Source organism: Micromonospora sp. PLK6-60 (assembly GCF_019890675.1).
GTDB lineage: Bacteria > Actinomycetota > Actinomycetes > Mycobacteriales > Micromonosporaceae > Micromonospora.
The window spans coordinates 26,167-42,528 of sequence record NZ_JAIOAA010000025.1; the positions used below are offsets into that span (position 1 = coordinate 26,167).

Here is a 16,362-nt window from a genome sequence, read left to right on the forward strand (position 1 = left end):
CGTCCCGTTGTCCGATCTCGACCTCGGCCGCGCGCGGGCCCACCGGCGCTGACCAGCGTCGATGCCTTTTGGTGGTTGCGCCGGCGCGGGTCCCGGCGACCGGGCCCGACGGTCCGGGACGGCCGCGGTCGGGGATCAGGCGCCGCGCTCGGCCCAGGCGTGCAGGGCCTCCCGGTCCGCACCGGCGTCCAGGTTGAGCGCCGCCTCGATCAGCGCCAGGTGGGTGAAGGCCTGCGGGTGGTTGCCCAGCGCCGTGCCGTCCGGGGCCCGCTGTTCCGGATACAGCCCGAGCTCTCCGGCGTACCCGGCGAGCTGATCGAACAGCCGCCGGGCCTCGTCCCGGCGGCCGGCGACGGCGAGCGCGGAGACCAGCTCGTAGCAGCAGAGCAGGAACGCCCCCTCCTCGCCGGGCAGCCCGTCGTCGGCCCGGTACCGGCGGATCAGGGCCGGGCCGACGGTGAGGTCCCGCCGGATCCGGTCGATGGTGGACAGCACCCGTGGGTCGTCGCCCCGGATCACCCTGGACGTGCAGCCCCGGTACGAGCTGCGGCGCCGCTCCTGGTGCGCCGACCTGGAGTGGACCCTGGACCACCTGGCCGAGTTGCAGCACAGCAACCGCAACATGGACTTCTACTGGTATCCCCGCAGCGACCAGACCCAGGTGCGGGTGATGAACCGGGTCGACCAGGAGCCCGACGGCCGGCCGTGGGAGGGTGCCCGGGTGCCCAGCTCGGCCGGCTGGCGGGAGCACCGAGTCGGTCCGACCCACCGCACCATCCCGCAGCACCGGGAGCTGAGGTTCGAGGAGATCGAGTACATGCTCCCGTCCGAGGCGTTCCCCGCCTGCTTCGCCGAGGTCCGCCGCCGGATCCGGGACCGGCACCGGCGGATCGCCGGCTGGCGGGTGCTGGTGCGCAGCATCGCCCCGGACGACATCTGGCTGAGCAACGCGTACGGCCGGCCGACCACCACCATCGCCTGCCTGCAGAACACCTCGCTGCCGTATGAGGAGTACTTCCGGGACATGGAGGCGGTCTTCCGGCAGTACGGCGGCCGGCCGCACTGGGGCAAGAAGCACTGGCTGACCGCGCGCGACCTGCGTCCGCTCTATCCGCGCTGGGACGACTTCCGGGCCACTCGCCGGCGGCTCGACCCGGACGGGGTGTTCCTCTCGCCCGACCTGGCCCGGCTGTTGGCGGAGGGGTGATGGAGATCGGCGCGCGGACCTGGGTGGTGCCGGGCGGGCACGTGCCGTTCCCCGGGCACGGGCCGGAGCCGGCCTTCACCGGGTTCGACCAGCTCTGCCTGCTCAACGCCACCGAGCGGGACGCCGAGGTGAGCCTGGAGGTCTTCTACGAGGACCAGGAGCCGGTGGGGCCGTACCGGCTGGCGGTGGGCGCCCGCCGGATCCGGCACGTGCGGATCAACGACCTGATCGACCCGGAGGCGGTCCGGCTGGACCGGCCGTACGGCTGCCTGCTGCGTTCCCCGGTGCCGGTGGTGGTGCAGTTCCTGCGCCAGGACACCCGGCTGCCCGGCGTGGTGGCGCTGACCGGCACGATGGCCCACCCGGCCTGACGTTCGTCGCCCGGCGGCCCGGGTATCCCGGCCCATGAGCATCGCGCCGGCCCGCCTGCCCCGCCGGGTGCGGGCGGCCGGCCACGCCGGCTACCGGCGCCTGCAGCTGTACCTGATCGTGGCGGCGCAGGCCGGGCTGGCCGCCGCCCTGTCCTGGGTGGTCGCCCAGCGCGTGCTGGGCAACGCCGAGCCGACCTTCGCGCCGGCCGCGGCGGTGGGTGTGATCGCCGCGGCGCTGGGCAACCGGGCCCGCCGCACGGGGGAGCTGATCGCGGGGGTGGTGCTCGGCATCCTCGTCGGCGACCTGCTGATCATCGTGGTGGGGACGGGAGCGTGGCAGACGGGAGTGATCGTCTTCCTGGCGATCACCGTGGCGGTGGTGGCTCGGGGCAGCGGGGCGCTGATGACGCAGGCCGGCGGTACCGCCGTCCTGATCGCCACGCTCACCCCGACCGCCCCGGACCTGGAGCTGCCCCGGACCCTCAACGCGCTGGTCGGCGGGCTGGTGGGCCTGCTCGTGGTCTTCGTGCTCGCCCCGCTGAACCCGCTGCGCACCGTACGCCGGGTGGCCGGGCCCACCCTGGACGCCTTCGCCGGGCAGATGACGGCCGCGGCCGAGGCGCTGGCGCACGCTGACCCGGCCGCGGCCGAGCGGGTGCTGGACCGGATGCGCGCCACTGAGCCGGACCTGCGGCGCCTCGGTGAGGTGGTGCACGCCGCGAACGAGGTGGTCCGGTTCTCCCCGGTGCGCTGGCGCAGCCGGCGCCGCCTGGCCGCGTACCAGCGGGGGGTGGGGCACATGGACCGGGCGTTCCGCAACAGCCGCTCGCTGGTGCGCCGGATCGGCACCACGCTGCGGGACGGTGAGCCGGTGCCGCCGGACCTGCCGGCCGCCGTGGAGCACTTCGGCGAGGCGGTGCGCGTCCTGCACCGGGAGTTCCTCTCCGCCCGTACGCCCGAAGGGGCCCGGGAGCGGGTGTTGCGGGCGGTGCGGGAGGCGGGGGTGGCGTGCCGGCAGGAGCTGGGGTTCTCCGGCACCATCGTGGTGTCCCAGCTGCGCACCGTGGCCAACGACCTGCTGCGCGCCACCGGCGTGCCGCCGGACGAGGCCCGGCGACTGGTCCGCCGGGCGGCCGCCGGTCAGGGTCCCGCGCCGGCGGCCGACCCTGTGTCCTAGGATGCCCTAGGGGTGGTGACCGCGGCCGCCCGCCGGGCTCCCACGACGACCCAAACGACCGTTAAGCTGACGGGGTGGGAACCGACGAGCTCTACCCGGCCGACCGGCTGGCCGCCGCGCGCCGCGCCACCGCCGCCGCCGGCCTGGACGCCCTGCTGCTGACCCCGGGGTCGGACCTGCGCTACCTCACCGGCTACGACGCCCACGCGGGGGAGCGGCTGACCTGCCTGGTGCTGCCCGCCGAGGGTGAGCCCACCCTGATCGTGCCGGCCCTGGAACGGCCGGCCGCCGAGGCGTCACCCGCCCCGGGCACCGGCCTGCGCATCGTCGACCACGCCGACGGCACCGACCCGTACCCGCTGGTCACCGCCGCCCTCGGCGGGCCGGTCGGCGCGGTCGGGCTGGCCGACCGGATGTGGGCCGAGCAGGTGCTCGGCCTGCGCGCCGCGCTGCCCGACGCCACCCAGCGGCTCGCCTCCGAGGTGCTGCGGGAGCTGCGCATCCGCAAGTCCCCGGCCGAGGTGGCCGCCCTGGCCGAGGCCGGCGCGGCGATCGACGCGGTGCACGAGCGGATGGGGCAGTGGCTGCGCCCCGGCCGCACCGAGGCCGAGGTGGCCACCGACATCGCGGCGGCGATCCGGGCCGCCGGTCACGTGAGCGTCGACTTCGTCATCGTCGCCGCCGGCCCGAACGGGGCCAGCCCGCACCACGGCACCTCCGACCGGCCGATCGGCGCCGGCGAGCCGGTGGTGGTCGACATCGGCGGCACCATGCCGTCGGGCTACCGCTCCGACTGCACCCGCACCTACGTCGCCGCCGGCCGGCCGCCGGCCGAGTTCGCCGACTACTACGCGGTGCTGCGGGAGGCCCAGCGGGCCGCGGTGGCCGCCGTCCGGCCCGGGATCACCGCCGAGGCGCTCGACGCGGTCGGCCGGGACCTGATCGCCGCCGCCGGTTACGGCGCCGCGTTCCTGCACCGCACCGGGCACGGCATCGGCCTGGACGGCCACGAGGAGCCGTACGTGGTGGCCGGCAACCCCCGGCCGATCGAGGCCGGGATGGCCTTCTCCATCGAACCCGGCATCTACCTGGCGGGCCGGCACGGCGCCCGCATCGAGGACATCGTCGTCTGCACCCCGGACGGCGTGGCACGGCTCAACACCACCCCCACGGAGCTCATCGCGCTATGAACGTCGACCGGATCCTCCCCACCGACGAGGCCCACGACCTGCTGGACCTCGCCACCGAACTCGCCGACCGCGAACTCGCCCCGAAAGCCGCCGCGTTCGAGCAGCGGGCCGAGTTCCCCCGGGAGGTGCTGCGCACCCTGGGCCGGGCCGGCCTGCTCGGCCTGCCGTACGCCGAGGAGCACGGCGGCGCCGCCCAGCCGTACGAGGTGTACCTCCAGGTGCTGGAGATCCTGGCCAGCCGCTGGCTGGCCGTGGCCGAGGCGGTCAGCGTGCACACGCTGTCCTGCTATCCGGTGGCGCAGTTCGGCACCGACGAGCAGCGCAAGCTGCTGCCGGACATGATCGGCGGCGAGCTGCTCGGCGCGTACTGCCTGTCCGAGCCGCAGGGCGGCTCCGACGCGGCGGCGCTGACCACGAAGGCCGTACGCGACGGCGACGACTACGTGGTGACCGGCACCAAGGCGTGGATCACCCACGCCCGGGTCGCCGACTTCTACAACATCTTCTGCCGCACCGGCGGCCCCGGCCCGAAGGGCATCTCCTGCCTGCTCGCCGACCGGAACACCCCGGGCCTCCACCCGCAGGCCGCCGAGCGCACCATGGGCCTGCACGCCTCCCCGGTGGCGCAGATCGCCTTCGACGACGCCCGGGTGCCCGCCGGCCGGCTGATCGGCGGGGAGGGGGCCGGCTTCACCATCGCCATGTCCGCCCTGGACTCCGGCCGGCTCGGCATCGCCGCCTGCGCCGTCGGCCTGGCCCAGGCCGCCCTCGACTACGCCGTCGGGTACGCCACCCAGCGGCAGCAGTTCGGCCGGGCCATCATCGACTTCCAGGGGCTGGGCTTCAGCCTGGCCGACGCGGCGACCCAGATCTCCGCCGCCCGCGCCCTGGTGCTGGCCGCCGCGCGGCTGCGCGACGCCGGCCGGCCGTACTCCATCGAGGCGGCGAAGGCGAAGCTGTTCGCCACCGACATGGCGATGCGGGTGACCACCGACGCGGTGCAGGTGCTCGGTGGCGCCGGCTACGTCGCCGACCACCCGGTGGAGCGGTACATGCGGGAGGCGAAGGTGCTCCAGATCGTGGAGGGCACCAACCAGATCCAGCGACTGGTCATCTCCCGCGCCCTGGCCAAGGACTGAGCGGTCGGCGCCGCCCGCTAGCCTGGGCCGGTGACGTTCCCGAGGATCACCGTCGACCCCGAGGTGATGGGCGGCGCGCCCTGCGTCCGGCAGTCCCGGATTCCGGTGGCCACGCTGCTGGCGATGATGGCCGAGGGCATGTCCGTCACGGACATCCTCACCGACCTGCCCTTCCTGGACGAGGAGGACATGGCCGAGGTGTTGAACTTCGCCGCCGACGCGGTGCGTGACCGCACCGCCCGCTCGGAGTGACGGTGGGTGGGACCGTCGTCGCACCGGCGGGCTTTTCCCGGTAGGTTGCACGCCGTGGAGGAGATCGACCGGGCCATCGTCGCCGCGCTGACCGGGGACGGTCGGCTGTCGTACACCGACCTGGCGGAGAAGGTGGGGCTGTCGGTCTCCGCCGTGCACCAGCGGGTCCGCCGGCTGGAGCAACGTGGAGTGATCAAGGGGTACGCGGCGCGGGTGTCGTTCGAGGCGCTGGACCTGCCGTTGACCGCGTTCGTGGCGATCCGGCCGTTCGATCCGTCCCAACCGGACGACGCGCCGGAGCGGCTGGCCCACCTGCCGGAGATCGACTCCTGTTACTCGGTGGCGGGGGAGGACTTCTACCTGCTGCTGGTGCGGGTCGCCGGCCCGGCCGACCTGGAGCGGGTGTTGCAGGAGATCCGCATCTCGGCGAACGTCACCACCCGCACGACGGTGGTGCTCTCCACGCCGTACGAGCACCGGCCGCCGAAGGCGTAGGTCCCCGACAGCGTCCGGGCGAAACCGCAACGCCGCGGGACGTCGTTGGCCACTGCCATGGGCGTACCACGTCGGCGGCAGGTGTCGACGGTCTGGCACTCTCTCCGGGTGGACCACTACCTACAGTTCCATCAGGTGGCGACGGCGCGGGGTTTCGCCGCGGACGAGATCGACGCCTTCGCTCGTCTCCTCCGCTTCACCATCGCGGCGCGACCCGGGCGCGACGGCGCGGACGTCGGGCGCTCGACGAACCCACCGACCGGGCCGGCGGCCGATGTCGTGGTGGGCCGGGCCGGTGGACGGCCCCGGCTCCCGGCTGACCTGCCGTGGCCGTCCAGCCCCGGAGGGCTGCTGCTGCCCTTCGTCGCGACCTTCGACTGTGCGGCTCTGCCGAGGGTCGCCGGCCTGCCGCTGCCGGTCGACGGGTCGCTGTTGGTCTTCCTGGATCACGAGGTCGCCGCCTACGAGGTCGACGACCATGCCAAGGAGCAGGAGTACGCGCGGATCATCCACCTGCCGGCCGGCACGCCGACCGTGCCGGCGGAGGTGCCGGAGAACTCCCCGCGCACGGACCCCGACCGGTTCCTCGGCTCGGAGCACGAGCTGTACGCGGTGGTCCAGGCCAGCCTGCCGGGCTGGCTCGACCAGGACGAGGACGACGAGCCCGGCCTGTCCGACTTCCAGCGGCAGTCGGCGCGCGCCCTGCCGCACCGCAGCGGGCTGTGCGCCCTGGTCGACGAGCTCTGGCCGGCCGTCAGGTCCACCGAGTTCCAGCTCGGCGGCTACGGCTGGGAGGTCGGCGAGATGGCCGGTCATGTCTACGTCACGCCCGAGTTCCTCATCGCGGAGGCGAACCTGCGGGCGCGGAAGAAGGCCGGTGATCTCGTCGTCTCCTCGTCGAAGGAGGAGAACTTCCTGGTGGAGGAGGAACTGCAGCGGGTGGCCGGCGAGTGGATCCCGCTGATCCAGTTCGTCACCGGCCGACAGCTCTACCGCGGGCGGTTCCTGATCCGCGTCGACGATCTGGCCGCCGGCCGGTTGGACCGAGCCGTCTCCTGGACCGCCTTCACCGAGTAGCGGCGGCGGGCAGCCGGCGCGGTCCGGGCCGCGCGGCTGCCCGCCGGTACGCGGCCCCTAGGACAGCGCTGCCGCCAGGTCGGTGGCGGCCTCGTAGGCAGCGGCGGCTCGGGTGGCTTCGTCCGGGCTCAACGCGACCCGGTCGACGCGGGCCAGCATCTCGGCCGCCGTGGCCGGATCGCTCAGGGCCATCGCTACCTCGGCGCGGTAGACGAGCACTTCCACCAGCGCGACCGGGTCGTCAGCTGGCTCGGGACGGGCCAACGCGCTGTCGAGAATCCGAGCCGCCTGTCGGGCGTCCCCTCTGGAGTCGGACTGCACGACGGCGTTCGCCATCGCCTTGCCCAGCCGCCCGGTCGGCGCCGGCGCGGGGGAGGCCGGGGCGTTCTGGAAGACGCGGATCCAGTTGCCGCCGGGATCGATGACGCTGAAGCCGCTCAGCCCGTCGGCGTTCTTCCGCGCCCGGGGCCGGGTCATCCGCGGCGTCCCAGAGACCAGCACCTTGCCGTACGCGGCGCGCATTCCCGCCGCGAAAGCCCGGTACAGCTGCCCCGTGTCCGAGGTCAGCACGATGCACGAACCGTAGGACTGGGCCGGATCGAACCCCGGGATCTCGAAGAACTGCAGATTCAGATCCTCACGTTGCAACCCCACGGCCGGGTTGGGCTTGCGCTGCTGGTACGTGGTGTGGAAACCGAGCACCGTGTAGAAGGCGACGATGTCGTCGATCGACGCGCAGGGCAGCAGGGGAATGGTCACCTCGTTGGTCATGCGTCCTTCGTAGCTGTCCAGAACGGACGGCCGCACATGGAAATGGTCGATCGTCGGCCGCGGGTAACCGAACGGGCGATGCGGGGCGAAGGTACGCCACTGGCACTCACGGCGGGCTACGGTTTCGGCCGGACAGGGCAGCGGGCCTACGGCCGACGCCTGGAACGCCGCCCGCCGCCCTCGGCGACGACTCAGCGGCCGTTCCAGCGCATGATCACCGGCCGGCCGTGCTCGTACCCGAGGACGGAGATCGTGGCGGTGTCCAGCCGCAGCCGGCCGCCGCCGGAGGGCGGCAGGTCGATCCAGCGGGCGCCGACCACGCGCAGGCCGTGCCCGTGCCCGACCAGCGCGACGCTGCCCTGGGTCAGCAGCGGGGTGATCCGGGCGAGCAGCCGGTCGACGCGGGCGCCGATCTGCTCCGGCGACTCCCCGCCGGGGCAGCCGTCGGTCCACAGGTTCCACTGCGGACGGTCCTCGTGGATGTCCGCCGTGGTGCGGCCCTCGTACTCGCCGTAGTGCCATTCGGCCAGGTCGTCGTCCACGTCGTCGACGGTGAGGCCGGCGAGCTGCGCGGTGTGCCGGGCCCGCTGCCGGGGGCTGGAGAGGACCCGGACGAAGCGGCGGCCGGTGAGGACCCCGCCGAGGGCGCGGGCCTGCCGCTCGCCGTCGGGGGTCAGCGGCAGATCGGTGTCCGAGGTGTGCCGGTGGCTGGCGCTCCAGGTGGTTTCGCCGTGTCGTACCAGCACGATCTCGTTCACCGGCCCAGTCAACCACGGCCCGGCGGGCCCGGCCGGGCGACCGACATACCTATCTTCCTAGGATGCCTTACGCGATGTGGCCACCACCTCAGCGTTTGTGGCCGACACCGCCGGGCAACCGACGAGGGAGTCGCACCACGAGGAGGCGAGATGAGCTTCACCGGCAAGGCCAAGAACAAGGCCGACGAGCTGACCGGCGCCGCCAAGGAGCGGATCGGCGACATGACCGACAACGAGCGCATGCGGGCCGAGGGCGCCACCCAGCAGAGCACCGCCCGGGCGCGGGAGGCCGGCGAACACGTCAAGGACGCCGGGCGCGACGCCCGGGAGTCGTTCTCGAAGTGACCCGGTACGCGGGGGCCGCCGGACGATCCGGCGGCCCCCGCGTCGTGCCCGGTTGTGCCGCTGGCGCAGGCGGTGGGCCGGCTCGGCAACCCGAGATGCCGCAGGTCGGCCTTTGGGCGTCCCGGGAAGGCCCGACGTGCCGCAGATCGTCCCATCCGCGCCCGCCGTGCAAGCGCACGGCGGGCGGCAGGCAGCGGCGGGGCCCGCGCGGGGGCGGTTAGGGTCGCGGCGTGACGGTGTTGCGTTCCCTGGTGTTGTTCGTGCTGGCCGCGCTGGCGGAGATCGGCGGTGCCTGGCTGGTCTGGCAGGGCTGGCGGGAGCACCGTGGCCTGTGGTGGATCGCCGGCGGGGTGCTGGCGTTGGGAGCGTACGGGTTCGTGGCGACGTTCCAGCCGGATCCGAACTTCGGCCGGATCCTGGCCGCGTACGGGGGTGTGTTCGTGGCGGGGTCGCTGGCCTGGGGGATGGTGGTGGACGGGTTCCGCCCGGACCGCTGGGACGTGACCGGCGCGTTGATCTGCCTGCTGGGCGTGGCGGTGATCATGTACGCGCCGCGGGCGAGCTGACGACACGGCGGCGCCCCGCGACCGGGGCTGGTCGCGGGGCGCCGGTGGTGTCGCGGGTCAGTCGTCGCGGTGGGCGGTCCACCACTGCTGGCCGGCCTCGGGCAGGGTGTCGATCGGGTCGTAGTAGGCGTAGCGCTTGTCCAGCGCGGCCAGGTCGGCGGACTCGATCGAGGTGCGGTAGTTCTTGGTCCAGTAGGAGATGCCGCGGTCGCGGTCGTACTCGGTGAGCATGTGCACCCAGCGCTTGCCGACGAAGGGGACGTCGCAGACGATCCGCGGGGTGGCGTAGCCGGGCAGGTAGCCCATGATGTCGTGCTGGAGTTGCTGGGCGTGCCAGACCGGGACCCGCCAGTGCTCGGCGTTGGGGATCATGTCGCACATGTAGAAGTAGTACGGCAGGATGCCCGCCTCGCCCTGGAGGCCGAAGCAGAGGTCGAGCAGGTCCTCGCTGGTGGCGTTGACGCCGCGCATGAGCACGCCCTGGTTGCGCACGTCGCGTACGCCGACGTCGAGGGCGGTCTGGGCGGCCTTGGCGACCAGCGGGGTCAGCGACTGGGCGTGGTTGACGTGGGTGTGGATGGCCAGGTTGACGCCGCGGCGGGCGGCGGTGCGGGCGACCCGTTCCAGGCCCTCGACGACGTCGGGCTGGAGCCAGTGCTGGGGCAGGCCCATGAGGGCCTTGGTGGCGAGCCGGATGTCGCGGATGGTCTCGATGTCGAGCAGCCGCATCAGGTACGACTCGAGGTTCTTCCAGGGCACGTTGGCCACGTCGCCGCCGGAGACGACCACGTCGCGGACGCCGGGGTGGGCCTTGAGGTAGGCGATGTGGGCGTCGTAGCGGTCGACCGGCTTGAGGGTGAGCTTGAGCTTGTCGACGGCGGGGGTGGAGTTGCCGACCAGGTCCATCCGGGTGCAGTGGCCGCAGTACTGCGGGCAGGTGGAGAGCAGTTCGGCGAGGACCTTGGTGGGGTAGCGGTGGGTGAGACCCTCGGCGACCCACATGTCGTGCTCGTGCAGGCTGTCGCGGCTGGCGTAGGGGTGCGACGGCCAGTCGGTGCGCCGGTCGGAGGCGACGGGGATCATGTAGCGCCGGATGGGGTCGGCGAGCAGCGCCTCGGTGCTCATCGGCGCGAACGGCACCATGGTGTTGACCATCTGCGGTGGCACCAGCATGGACATGGTTGCCAGGGCCTTCTGGTCGGCCTCCAGGTCGGCGTAGAAGGTCTCGTCGACGGTGTCGCCGAGCACGGCGCGGAGCTGCTTGATGTTCTTGACGCAGTTGACGCGCTGCCACTGGGCGCTCTCCCACTGTTCGCGGGTGACGTGGCGCCAGCCGGGGAAGCGGGTCCAGTCAGGTTCGACCAGGGGGCTGCGGCGGTATTCGTAGGGCTGCCCGGCGGTCGGCGTGGCGACCGGGGAGTGGCGGGGTTGAGGGATGGTCTCAACCGGTTGGGTCTGGGTCACGGCCCCTCCTCGGTGGTGGCTCGACTCGATCAGCGGCCCCGAAGGCTACTGGAAAATATCCGGTGAAGAAATTAGTCTGCCGTAAGTTTTCCCGCGATGCGAGTCCTGACCGGGGCTTCGAGCGGCTGAACAGGGGGAGGTCGGCGTGACGTCACCGGTGGGACTGCACCGCGTCGTGGAACCGTCGGGGGTGCTGCCGCAGGCGGCGTGGCGGCTGGACGCCGACCCCCGGATCGCCCCGAACGAGGTGCGGATCCGGGTGGAACGGCTGAATCTGGACGCGGCGAGCTTCCGGCAGCTGTCGGAGAAGCACGGCGGCGACGGGGAGAAGGTCCGCGCCGAGGTGCTGGAGATCATCTCCACCCGGGGCAAGATGCAGAACCCGGTGACCGGGTCCGGCGGCATGCTGATCGGCACCGTGGAGGAGGCGGGGCGGCGGTCCCCGCTGGGGCTGCGCCCCGGCGACCGGGTGGCGACGCTGGTGTCGCTGACCCTGACCCCGCTGACCGTCACCGACGGGCTGGCCCGCTGGGACGGGCGCAGCGAGCAGGTGCCGTGCGACGGGTACGCCATCCTGTTCGCCCGGTCCATCGCCGCGGTGCTGCCGGCGGACCTTCACCCGGAGCTGTCCCTCGCGGTGCTGGACGTGTGCGGGGCGCCGGCGTTGACGGCGCGGGTGGTGGCCGAGCAGGTGGCGCGGCGGGACCGCGACGGTGACCCGCGCCCGGTGGGCGTGGCGGTGATCGGTGGGGCCGGCAAGAGCGGGTCGCTGTCGCTGGCCGCGGCGCGGCGGGCGGGCGCGGGCCGTACGGTCGGGGTGGTGCCGGTGGCCGCGGAGCGCGACGCGCTGCTCGCGGCGGGCCTGGCCGACCAGGTCGCGTTGGCCGACGCCCGGGATCCGGTGGCGTTGTCGACGGCGGTGACCAGCGCGTTGGGCGCGCCGGCGGACGTGACCGTGGTGTGCGTGGACGTGCCGGGCTGCGAGCACGGGGCGGTGCTGGCCACGGCGGACGGCGGCACGGTGGTGTTCTTCTCGATGGCGACGAGTTTCGCGGCGGCGGCGTTGGGCGCGGAGGGTCTGGCGGCGGACGTGACGATGCTGGTGGGCAACGGGTACGTGCCGGGTCACGCGGAGCTGGCGTTGGCGCTGCTGCGGTCGGAGCCGGGGGTCCGTGCGCTGTTCGAGTCCCGGTTGGCGGCAGACTGAGGCCATGACGAACCCCTCGACCTTGTACCGCGGCGGAGTGCTGCACTGTCCGGCGGATCCGAGCGCGACGGCGTTGCTGGTGCGCGACGGCCGGATCGCCTGGTTGGGTGCCGGCGCGGACGCGCCGGCCGCCGACCGGGTGGTGGAGCTGGACGGGGCGCTGGTGACGCCGGCGTTCGTGGACGCGCACGTGCACGCCACGGACACCGGTCTGGTGTTGTCGGGGCTGGACCTGTCGGGGGTGCGGTCGGCGGGGGAGTTGCTGGCGGCGGTGTCGGCGTTCGCCGGGCGGCTGCCGGCCGACGCGGTGGTGCTGGGGCACGGCTGGGACGAGTCGGGCTGGTCGGATCGGGCGTTGCCGGACGCGGACGCGCTGGACCGGGCGGCGGCTGGCCGGCGGGTGTACCTGTCGCAGGCGTCGATCCACTCGGCGTTGGTGTCGCGGGCGTTGCTGGCGGCGTGTCCGGAGGCGGCGGCCGCGCCCGGTTTCGACGCGTCGGGGTGGTTGCGGCGCGACGCGCACCATGTGGTGCGGGCGGCGGCGCAGGGGTCGGTGACGCGGGCGCAGCGGGTGGCGGCGCAGCGGGTGGCGCTGGCGCACGCGGCGTCGTTGGGGATCGCGGCGGTGCACGAGTGCGGTGGGCCGGACATCTCGGACGAGGAGGATTTCACCGGCCTGTTGGGGATCTCCGGGGACGGGGTGCCCGAGGTGTACGGGTACTGGGGTGAGTTGCTCGGTGCGGCGCGGGCGCGGGAGTTGGGCGCGGTGGGTGCCGGTGGTGACCTGTTCGCCGACGGGGCGTTGGGGTCGCGGACGGCGCACGTGTCGGCGGCGTACCTGGACGGTGAGCCGGGTGGGTGCGGGCACGGGTACCTGAGCGCCGAGCAGGTGCGTGACCATCTGTTGGACTGTGCGGCGCACGGCATGCAGGGTGGTTTCCACGCGATCGGGGACGCGGCGATCTCGACGGTGCTGGCGGGGTTCGCGGGGGCGGCGGAGAAGCTGGGTGTGGATCGGCTGCGGGCGGCCCGACACCGCATCGAGCACGCGGAGATCATGAACAAGCGGTTGATCGCCGGGTTCGTGGAGTACGGGATCGTGGCGTCGATGCAGCCGGCGTTCGACCGGTTGTGGGGTGGCGCGGGCCGGATGTACGAGTCGCGGCTGGGGTTGTCCCGGTCGTGGGAGTCGAACCCGATGGGTGCGATGCACTCGGTGGGGGTGGCGTTGGCGTTCGGGTCGGATTCGCCGGTGACGCCGCTGGACCCGTGGGGTTCGGTGCGGGCGGCGGCGGCGCATCACAATCCGGCGCAGCGGATGGGGGTGCGGTCGGCGTTCGCCGCGCACACCCGGGGCGGGTGGCGGGCGGTGCACCTGGACGCGGAGGGGGTCATCGCGTTGGGTGCGCCGGCGACGTTCGCGGTGTGGTCGACGCCGGCCGGGGTGGAGCGGGGTTTGCCGGTGCTGTTGGCCGAGGATCCGGAGTTGCGGGGCGCGGACGATCCGACGCCGTTGCCGGTGTGCCGGGCGACGGTGCTGCGCGGTGAGGTCATTTATGAGGAAGGCGTTTCGTGAGCGGGAAGCTTGACCTGGATCCGGTGCTGGTGGCACGGGCGCGGGAGTTGGCGCGGCGGGCCGGCCGGCCGGTGGTGGAGTTGGCGCGCAGCCACACCACGGTGTCGGTGGAGCGGGCGGTGCTGCGGTTGGCCGGGGTGTCCGGTGCGGACCCGGACGGTATTCCGTGGGTGAACCGGCTGGTGGACGCGGTGGTGGCGGACGTCGGGTTGGGGCACGGGGTGGCCGCGCCGGTGTTCGACGCGCTGGCCCGGGAGGGCATCGCGGATGTGACGTTGCTGGCGCAGAAGGCCGCGGCGGGGTCGGTGCGGTTCCAGCAGCCGGCCGGGAAGGCCGCCACGGCCGCGCGGAAGGCGGCCCGTAGGGCGGTGGCGGCGGGGGTCCGGCAGGTCGACCGGCGCCGGGCCGAGCGGGACCGGCTGGTGAAGCGGTACGGGGATCCGAAGCAGCGGCCGTGGATCTATCTGATCGTGGCGACCGGGGACATCTACGAGGACATCCCGCAGGCGCAGGCGGCGGCGCGGGCCGGCGCGGACGTGATCGCGGTGATCCGGTCGACGGGGCAGTCGCTGCTGGACTACGTGCCGGAGGGGGCGACCCGGGAGGGTTTCGCCGGGACGTACGCGACGCAGGAGAACTTCCGGCTGATGCGGGCGGCGTTGGACTCCTCGTCGAAGGAGTTGGGCCGGTACGTGCGGTTGACGAACTACGCGTCGGGGCTGTGCATGCCGGAGATGGCGACCCTGGCGGGTCTGGAGCGTCTGGACATGATGCTCAACGACTCGATGTACGGGATTCTGTTCCGCGACATCAACCCGATCCGTACGTTCGTGGACCAGCGGTTCTCGCGGCAGGTGCACGCGCGGGCGGGGATCATCATCAACACCGGTGAGGACAACTACCTGACCACCGCCGACGCGGTGGACGAGGCGCACACGGTGACGGTGTCGCAGCTGCTCAACGAGTACTTCGCGCACGAGGCGGGGTTGACCGACGAGCTGTTGGGGTTGGGGCACGCGTTCGAGATCAACCCAGATGTGCCGGAGTCGTTCCGGTTGGAGTTGGCGCACGCGCTGTTGGCGCGGGAGTTGTTCCCGGACGCGCCGTTGAAGTGGATGCCGCCGACGAAGCACATGACCGGGGACGTGTTCCGGGGCAACCTGCTCGACGGGTTCTTCAACCTGGTGGGCACGATGACCGGGCAGGGGATCCTGCTGGTGGGGATGATGACGGAGGCGGTGGTGACGCCGTGGCTGTCGGACCGGGACATCGCCCTGCAGAACGTCCGCTACGTGCTGGGCGCGGCCGGTGGGTTGCACGAGGACTTCGTGCCGGCGCCGGGCGGGTTCATCCAGCAGCGCGCCAACCGGGTCCTCGGTGAGGCGGTCGACCTCCTCGAACGCATCGGGGAGCAGTCGCTGCTGACCGCGATCGCGGAGGGCACCTTCGGGATCATGAAGCGGCCCGCGGACCGGGGCAAGGGCCTCGACGGGGTCGCGGCGCACGAGGACGACTACTACAACCCGGCCACCGAGATCCTGGAGGCGGCGGCATGACCGCGGCGGCGGAGAAGACGATCGTGCGGCCGTACGGGGACACCACCGGTGACGGCATGGTGCAGGTGTCGTTCACCCTGCCGGTGCCGCACGACAAGCGGGCCGAGGGCGCGGCGATCCAGCTGGCCAACAAGATGGGCATCGACCCGGCGATGCTGGTGCACGCCAAGCCGATGGGCGACGGGTTCACCTTCTTCGTGGTGTACGGGCGGGTGAACCATCTGGTGGACCTGGCGGCGGTGCAGGTGGTGGAACGCGACTTTCCGCTGCTGTCGGCCAAGGAGGTCAACGCGGTGGTGAAGCAGCGGTTGCGGCGCAAGCTGTCGGTGGTGGGGGCGTGCATCGGCACCGACGCGCACACCGTGGGCATCGACGCGATCCTCAACGTCAAGGGCATCGCCGGGGAGAAGGGCCTGGAGTACTACCGGGAGTTGAAGGTCACCAACCTGGGTGCGCAGGTCAGCGTGCCGGAGCTGGTGGAGGCGGCCCGGGTGGAGAAGGCCGACGCGGTGCTGGTGTCGCAGGTGGTGACGCAGCGCGACGCGCACCTGCACAACACCCGGGAGATGTCGGCGGCGTTCCGGGAGGCGATGCCGGCCGGGAAGCGGCCGCTGCTGATCGTCGGGGGTCCCCGGTTCGACGAGACGATGACCGGTGAGTTGGGGGTGGACCGGATCTTCGGTCGGGGCACCACCCCGGGTGAGGTGGCCAGCTACCTGGTCCACGCGTTGGTCACGAGCAGGAAGGCGGCCGCATGAGCGACGCACGGGTGGGTTTGACGGTCGTCCACCGCCGGTATGTGCCGTACTCCCACGCCCACTACGCGGGGAACCTGGTGGACGGGGCGTACGCGCTGGGGTTGTTCGGGGATGTGGCGACGGAGGTGTGCATCCGCACCGACGGCGACGAGGGGTTGTTCGCCTCGTATTCGGATGTGCAGTTCCGGGCGCCGATGAAGGCCGGTGATGTGCTGGAGGTGACGGCGACGGTGACCCGGGTGGGCACCCGCAGCCGCACCATCGACTTCGCCGCGACGGTGGTGTGTCGGGGCCGGCCCGACAGGGGTGAGTCGGCGGCGGAGGTGCTGGCCGAGCCGGTGGTGGCGGTCACCGCGACCGGCACCGTGGTCGTCCCCGCGGCTTCGTGAGCGCGAGGAGCGGGCCGGGTCCGCGTGCCCCGCGGTCGCGAACAGAGGACGGCTCCCCGTGAGC

At 72.9% G+C, this 16,362-nt stretch carries 19 protein-coding genes; 15 read left to right on the forward strand and 4 right to left on the reverse strand.

Annotated features, from left to right (window positions below; translation table 11 throughout):
- Positions 1-135 precede the first annotated feature (135 nt).
- Positions 136-519 (reverse strand): glycoside hydrolase family 15 protein, encoded by a 384-nt coding sequence (locus K7640_RS27985; protein ID WP_374198136.1) that lies wholly within the window; start codon positions 517-519, stop codon positions 136-138.
- On the opposite strand from K7640_RS27985, the gene K7640_RS27990 reads away from it, so the two are divergent.
- The 8 genes from K7640_RS27990 (at position 482) to K7640_RS28025 (ending at position 6,908) form a co-directional block, all read left to right on the forward strand.
- Positions 482-1,207 carry a D-arabinono-1,4-lactone oxidase gene (locus K7640_RS27990; RefSeq protein ID WP_255610091.1) on the forward strand — a complete coding sequence of 242 codons (726 nt, stop codon included), beginning with the start codon at positions 482-484 and terminating at the stop codon, positions 1,205-1,207. The genes K7640_RS27985 and K7640_RS27990 overlap by 38 nt on opposite strands.
- On the forward strand, positions 1,207-1,578 hold the full coding sequence (locus tag K7640_RS27995; RefSeq protein ID WP_222957929.1) for a sensory rhodopsin transducer: 372 nt from the start codon (positions 1,207-1,209) through the stop codon (positions 1,576-1,578). Before K7640_RS27990 ends, K7640_RS27995 begins: the two co-directional genes overlap by 1 nt.
- 34 nt (positions 1,579-1,612) lie before the next feature.
- Positions 1,613-2,755 (forward strand): FUSC family protein, encoded by a 1,143-nt coding sequence (locus K7640_RS28000; protein ID WP_222957930.1) that lies wholly within the window; start codon positions 1,613-1,615, stop codon positions 2,753-2,755.
- Between the two features lie 74 nt (positions 2,756-2,829).
- Positions 2,830-3,945, forward strand: a complete 1,116-nt coding sequence (locus K7640_RS28005) for a Xaa-Pro peptidase family protein (RefSeq protein WP_222957931.1) — start codon at positions 2,830-2,832, stop codon at positions 3,943-3,945.
- A complete protein-coding gene (locus K7640_RS28010; protein WP_222957932.1) occupies positions 3,942-5,084 on the forward strand; it encodes an acyl-CoA dehydrogenase family protein in 1,143 nt (380 codons plus the stop codon). The genes K7640_RS28005 and K7640_RS28010 overlap by 4 nt, the downstream gene beginning before the upstream one ends.
- Before the next feature lie 30 nt (positions 5,085-5,114).
- Entirely contained in the window at positions 5,115-5,336 is a 222-nt protein-coding gene (locus K7640_RS28015; RefSeq protein ID WP_222957933.1) for a DUF433 domain-containing protein, read from the forward strand.
- 54 nt (positions 5,337-5,390) lie between these two features.
- The gene (locus K7640_RS28020) at positions 5,391-5,831 is read left to right on the forward strand and encodes an Lrp/AsnC family transcriptional regulator (protein WP_222957934.1); all 441 of its coding nucleotides are present in this window, start codon (positions 5,391-5,393) and stop codon (positions 5,829-5,831) included.
- A 108-nt stretch (positions 5,832-5,939) separates the two neighbouring features.
- Positions 5,940-6,908, forward strand: coding sequence for a DUF1963 domain-containing protein (locus K7640_RS28025; protein ID WP_222957935.1), 969 nt, complete (start codon positions 5,940-5,942; stop codon positions 6,906-6,908).
- Between the two features lie 57 nt (positions 6,909-6,965).
- Here the strand turns inward: K7640_RS28025 and K7640_RS28030 are convergent, their stop codons facing one another.
- A complete protein-coding gene (locus K7640_RS28030; RefSeq protein WP_222957936.1) occupies positions 6,966-7,679 on the reverse strand; it encodes a VOC family protein in 714 nt (237 codons plus the stop codon).
- Positions 7,680-7,870: 191 nt separating this feature from the next.
- Positions 7,871-8,437 (reverse strand): histidine phosphatase family protein, encoded by a 567-nt coding sequence (locus K7640_RS28035; RefSeq protein ID WP_222957937.1) that lies wholly within the window; start codon positions 8,435-8,437, stop codon positions 7,871-7,873.
- A 150-nt stretch (positions 8,438-8,587) separates the two neighbouring features.
- On the opposite strand from K7640_RS28035, the gene K7640_RS28040 reads away from it, so the two are divergent.
- Together K7640_RS28040 and K7640_RS28045 are read left to right on the forward strand one after the other, a co-directional pair.
- Positions 8,588-8,782, forward strand: a complete 195-nt coding sequence (locus tag K7640_RS28040; RefSeq protein WP_222957938.1) for a CsbD family protein — start codon at positions 8,588-8,590, stop codon at positions 8,780-8,782.
- Between the two features lie 230 nt (positions 8,783-9,012).
- Positions 9,013-9,348 carry a YnfA family protein gene (locus K7640_RS28045; protein ID WP_222957939.1) on the forward strand — a complete coding sequence of 112 codons (336 nt, stop codon included), beginning with the start codon at positions 9,013-9,015 and terminating at the stop codon, positions 9,346-9,348.
- A 57-nt stretch (positions 9,349-9,405) separates the two neighbouring features.
- Here the strand turns inward: K7640_RS28045 and K7640_RS28050 are convergent, their stop codons facing one another.
- A complete protein-coding gene (locus tag K7640_RS28050) occupies positions 9,406-10,812 on the reverse strand; it encodes a KamA family radical SAM protein (RefSeq protein WP_222957940.1) in 1,407 nt (468 codons plus the stop codon).
- 157 nt (positions 10,813-10,969) lie between these two features.
- On the opposite strand from K7640_RS28050, the gene K7640_RS28055 reads away from it, so the two are divergent.
- The 5 genes from K7640_RS28055 to K7640_RS28075 are packed head-to-tail and all read left to right on the forward strand — an operon-like array spanning position 10,970 to position 16,298.
- The gene (locus tag K7640_RS28055; protein ID WP_222957959.1) at positions 10,970-12,019 is read left to right on the forward strand and encodes a zinc-binding alcohol dehydrogenase; all 1,050 of its coding nucleotides are present in this window, start codon (positions 10,970-10,972) and stop codon (positions 12,017-12,019) included.
- 4 nt (positions 12,020-12,023) lie between these two features.
- Positions 12,024-13,595, forward strand: coding sequence for an amidohydrolase (locus K7640_RS28060; RefSeq protein WP_222957941.1), 1,572 nt, complete (start codon positions 12,024-12,026; stop codon positions 13,593-13,595).
- Entirely contained in the window at positions 13,592-15,151 is a 1,560-nt protein-coding gene (locus K7640_RS28065) for a lysine 5,6-aminomutase subunit alpha (RefSeq protein ID WP_222957942.1), read from the forward strand. The genes K7640_RS28060 and K7640_RS28065 overlap by 4 nt, the downstream gene beginning before the upstream one ends.
- The gene (locus tag K7640_RS28070) at positions 15,148-15,909 is read left to right on the forward strand and encodes an OAM dimerization domain-containing protein (RefSeq protein ID WP_222957943.1); all 762 of its coding nucleotides are present in this window, start codon (positions 15,148-15,150) and stop codon (positions 15,907-15,909) included. Before K7640_RS28065 ends, K7640_RS28070 begins: the two co-directional genes overlap by 4 nt.
- A complete protein-coding gene (locus K7640_RS28075; protein WP_222957944.1) occupies positions 15,906-16,298 on the forward strand; it encodes a hotdog domain-containing protein in 393 nt (130 codons plus the stop codon). Before K7640_RS28070 ends, K7640_RS28075 begins: the two co-directional genes overlap by 4 nt.
- Positions 16,299-16,362 lie beyond the last annotated feature (64 nt).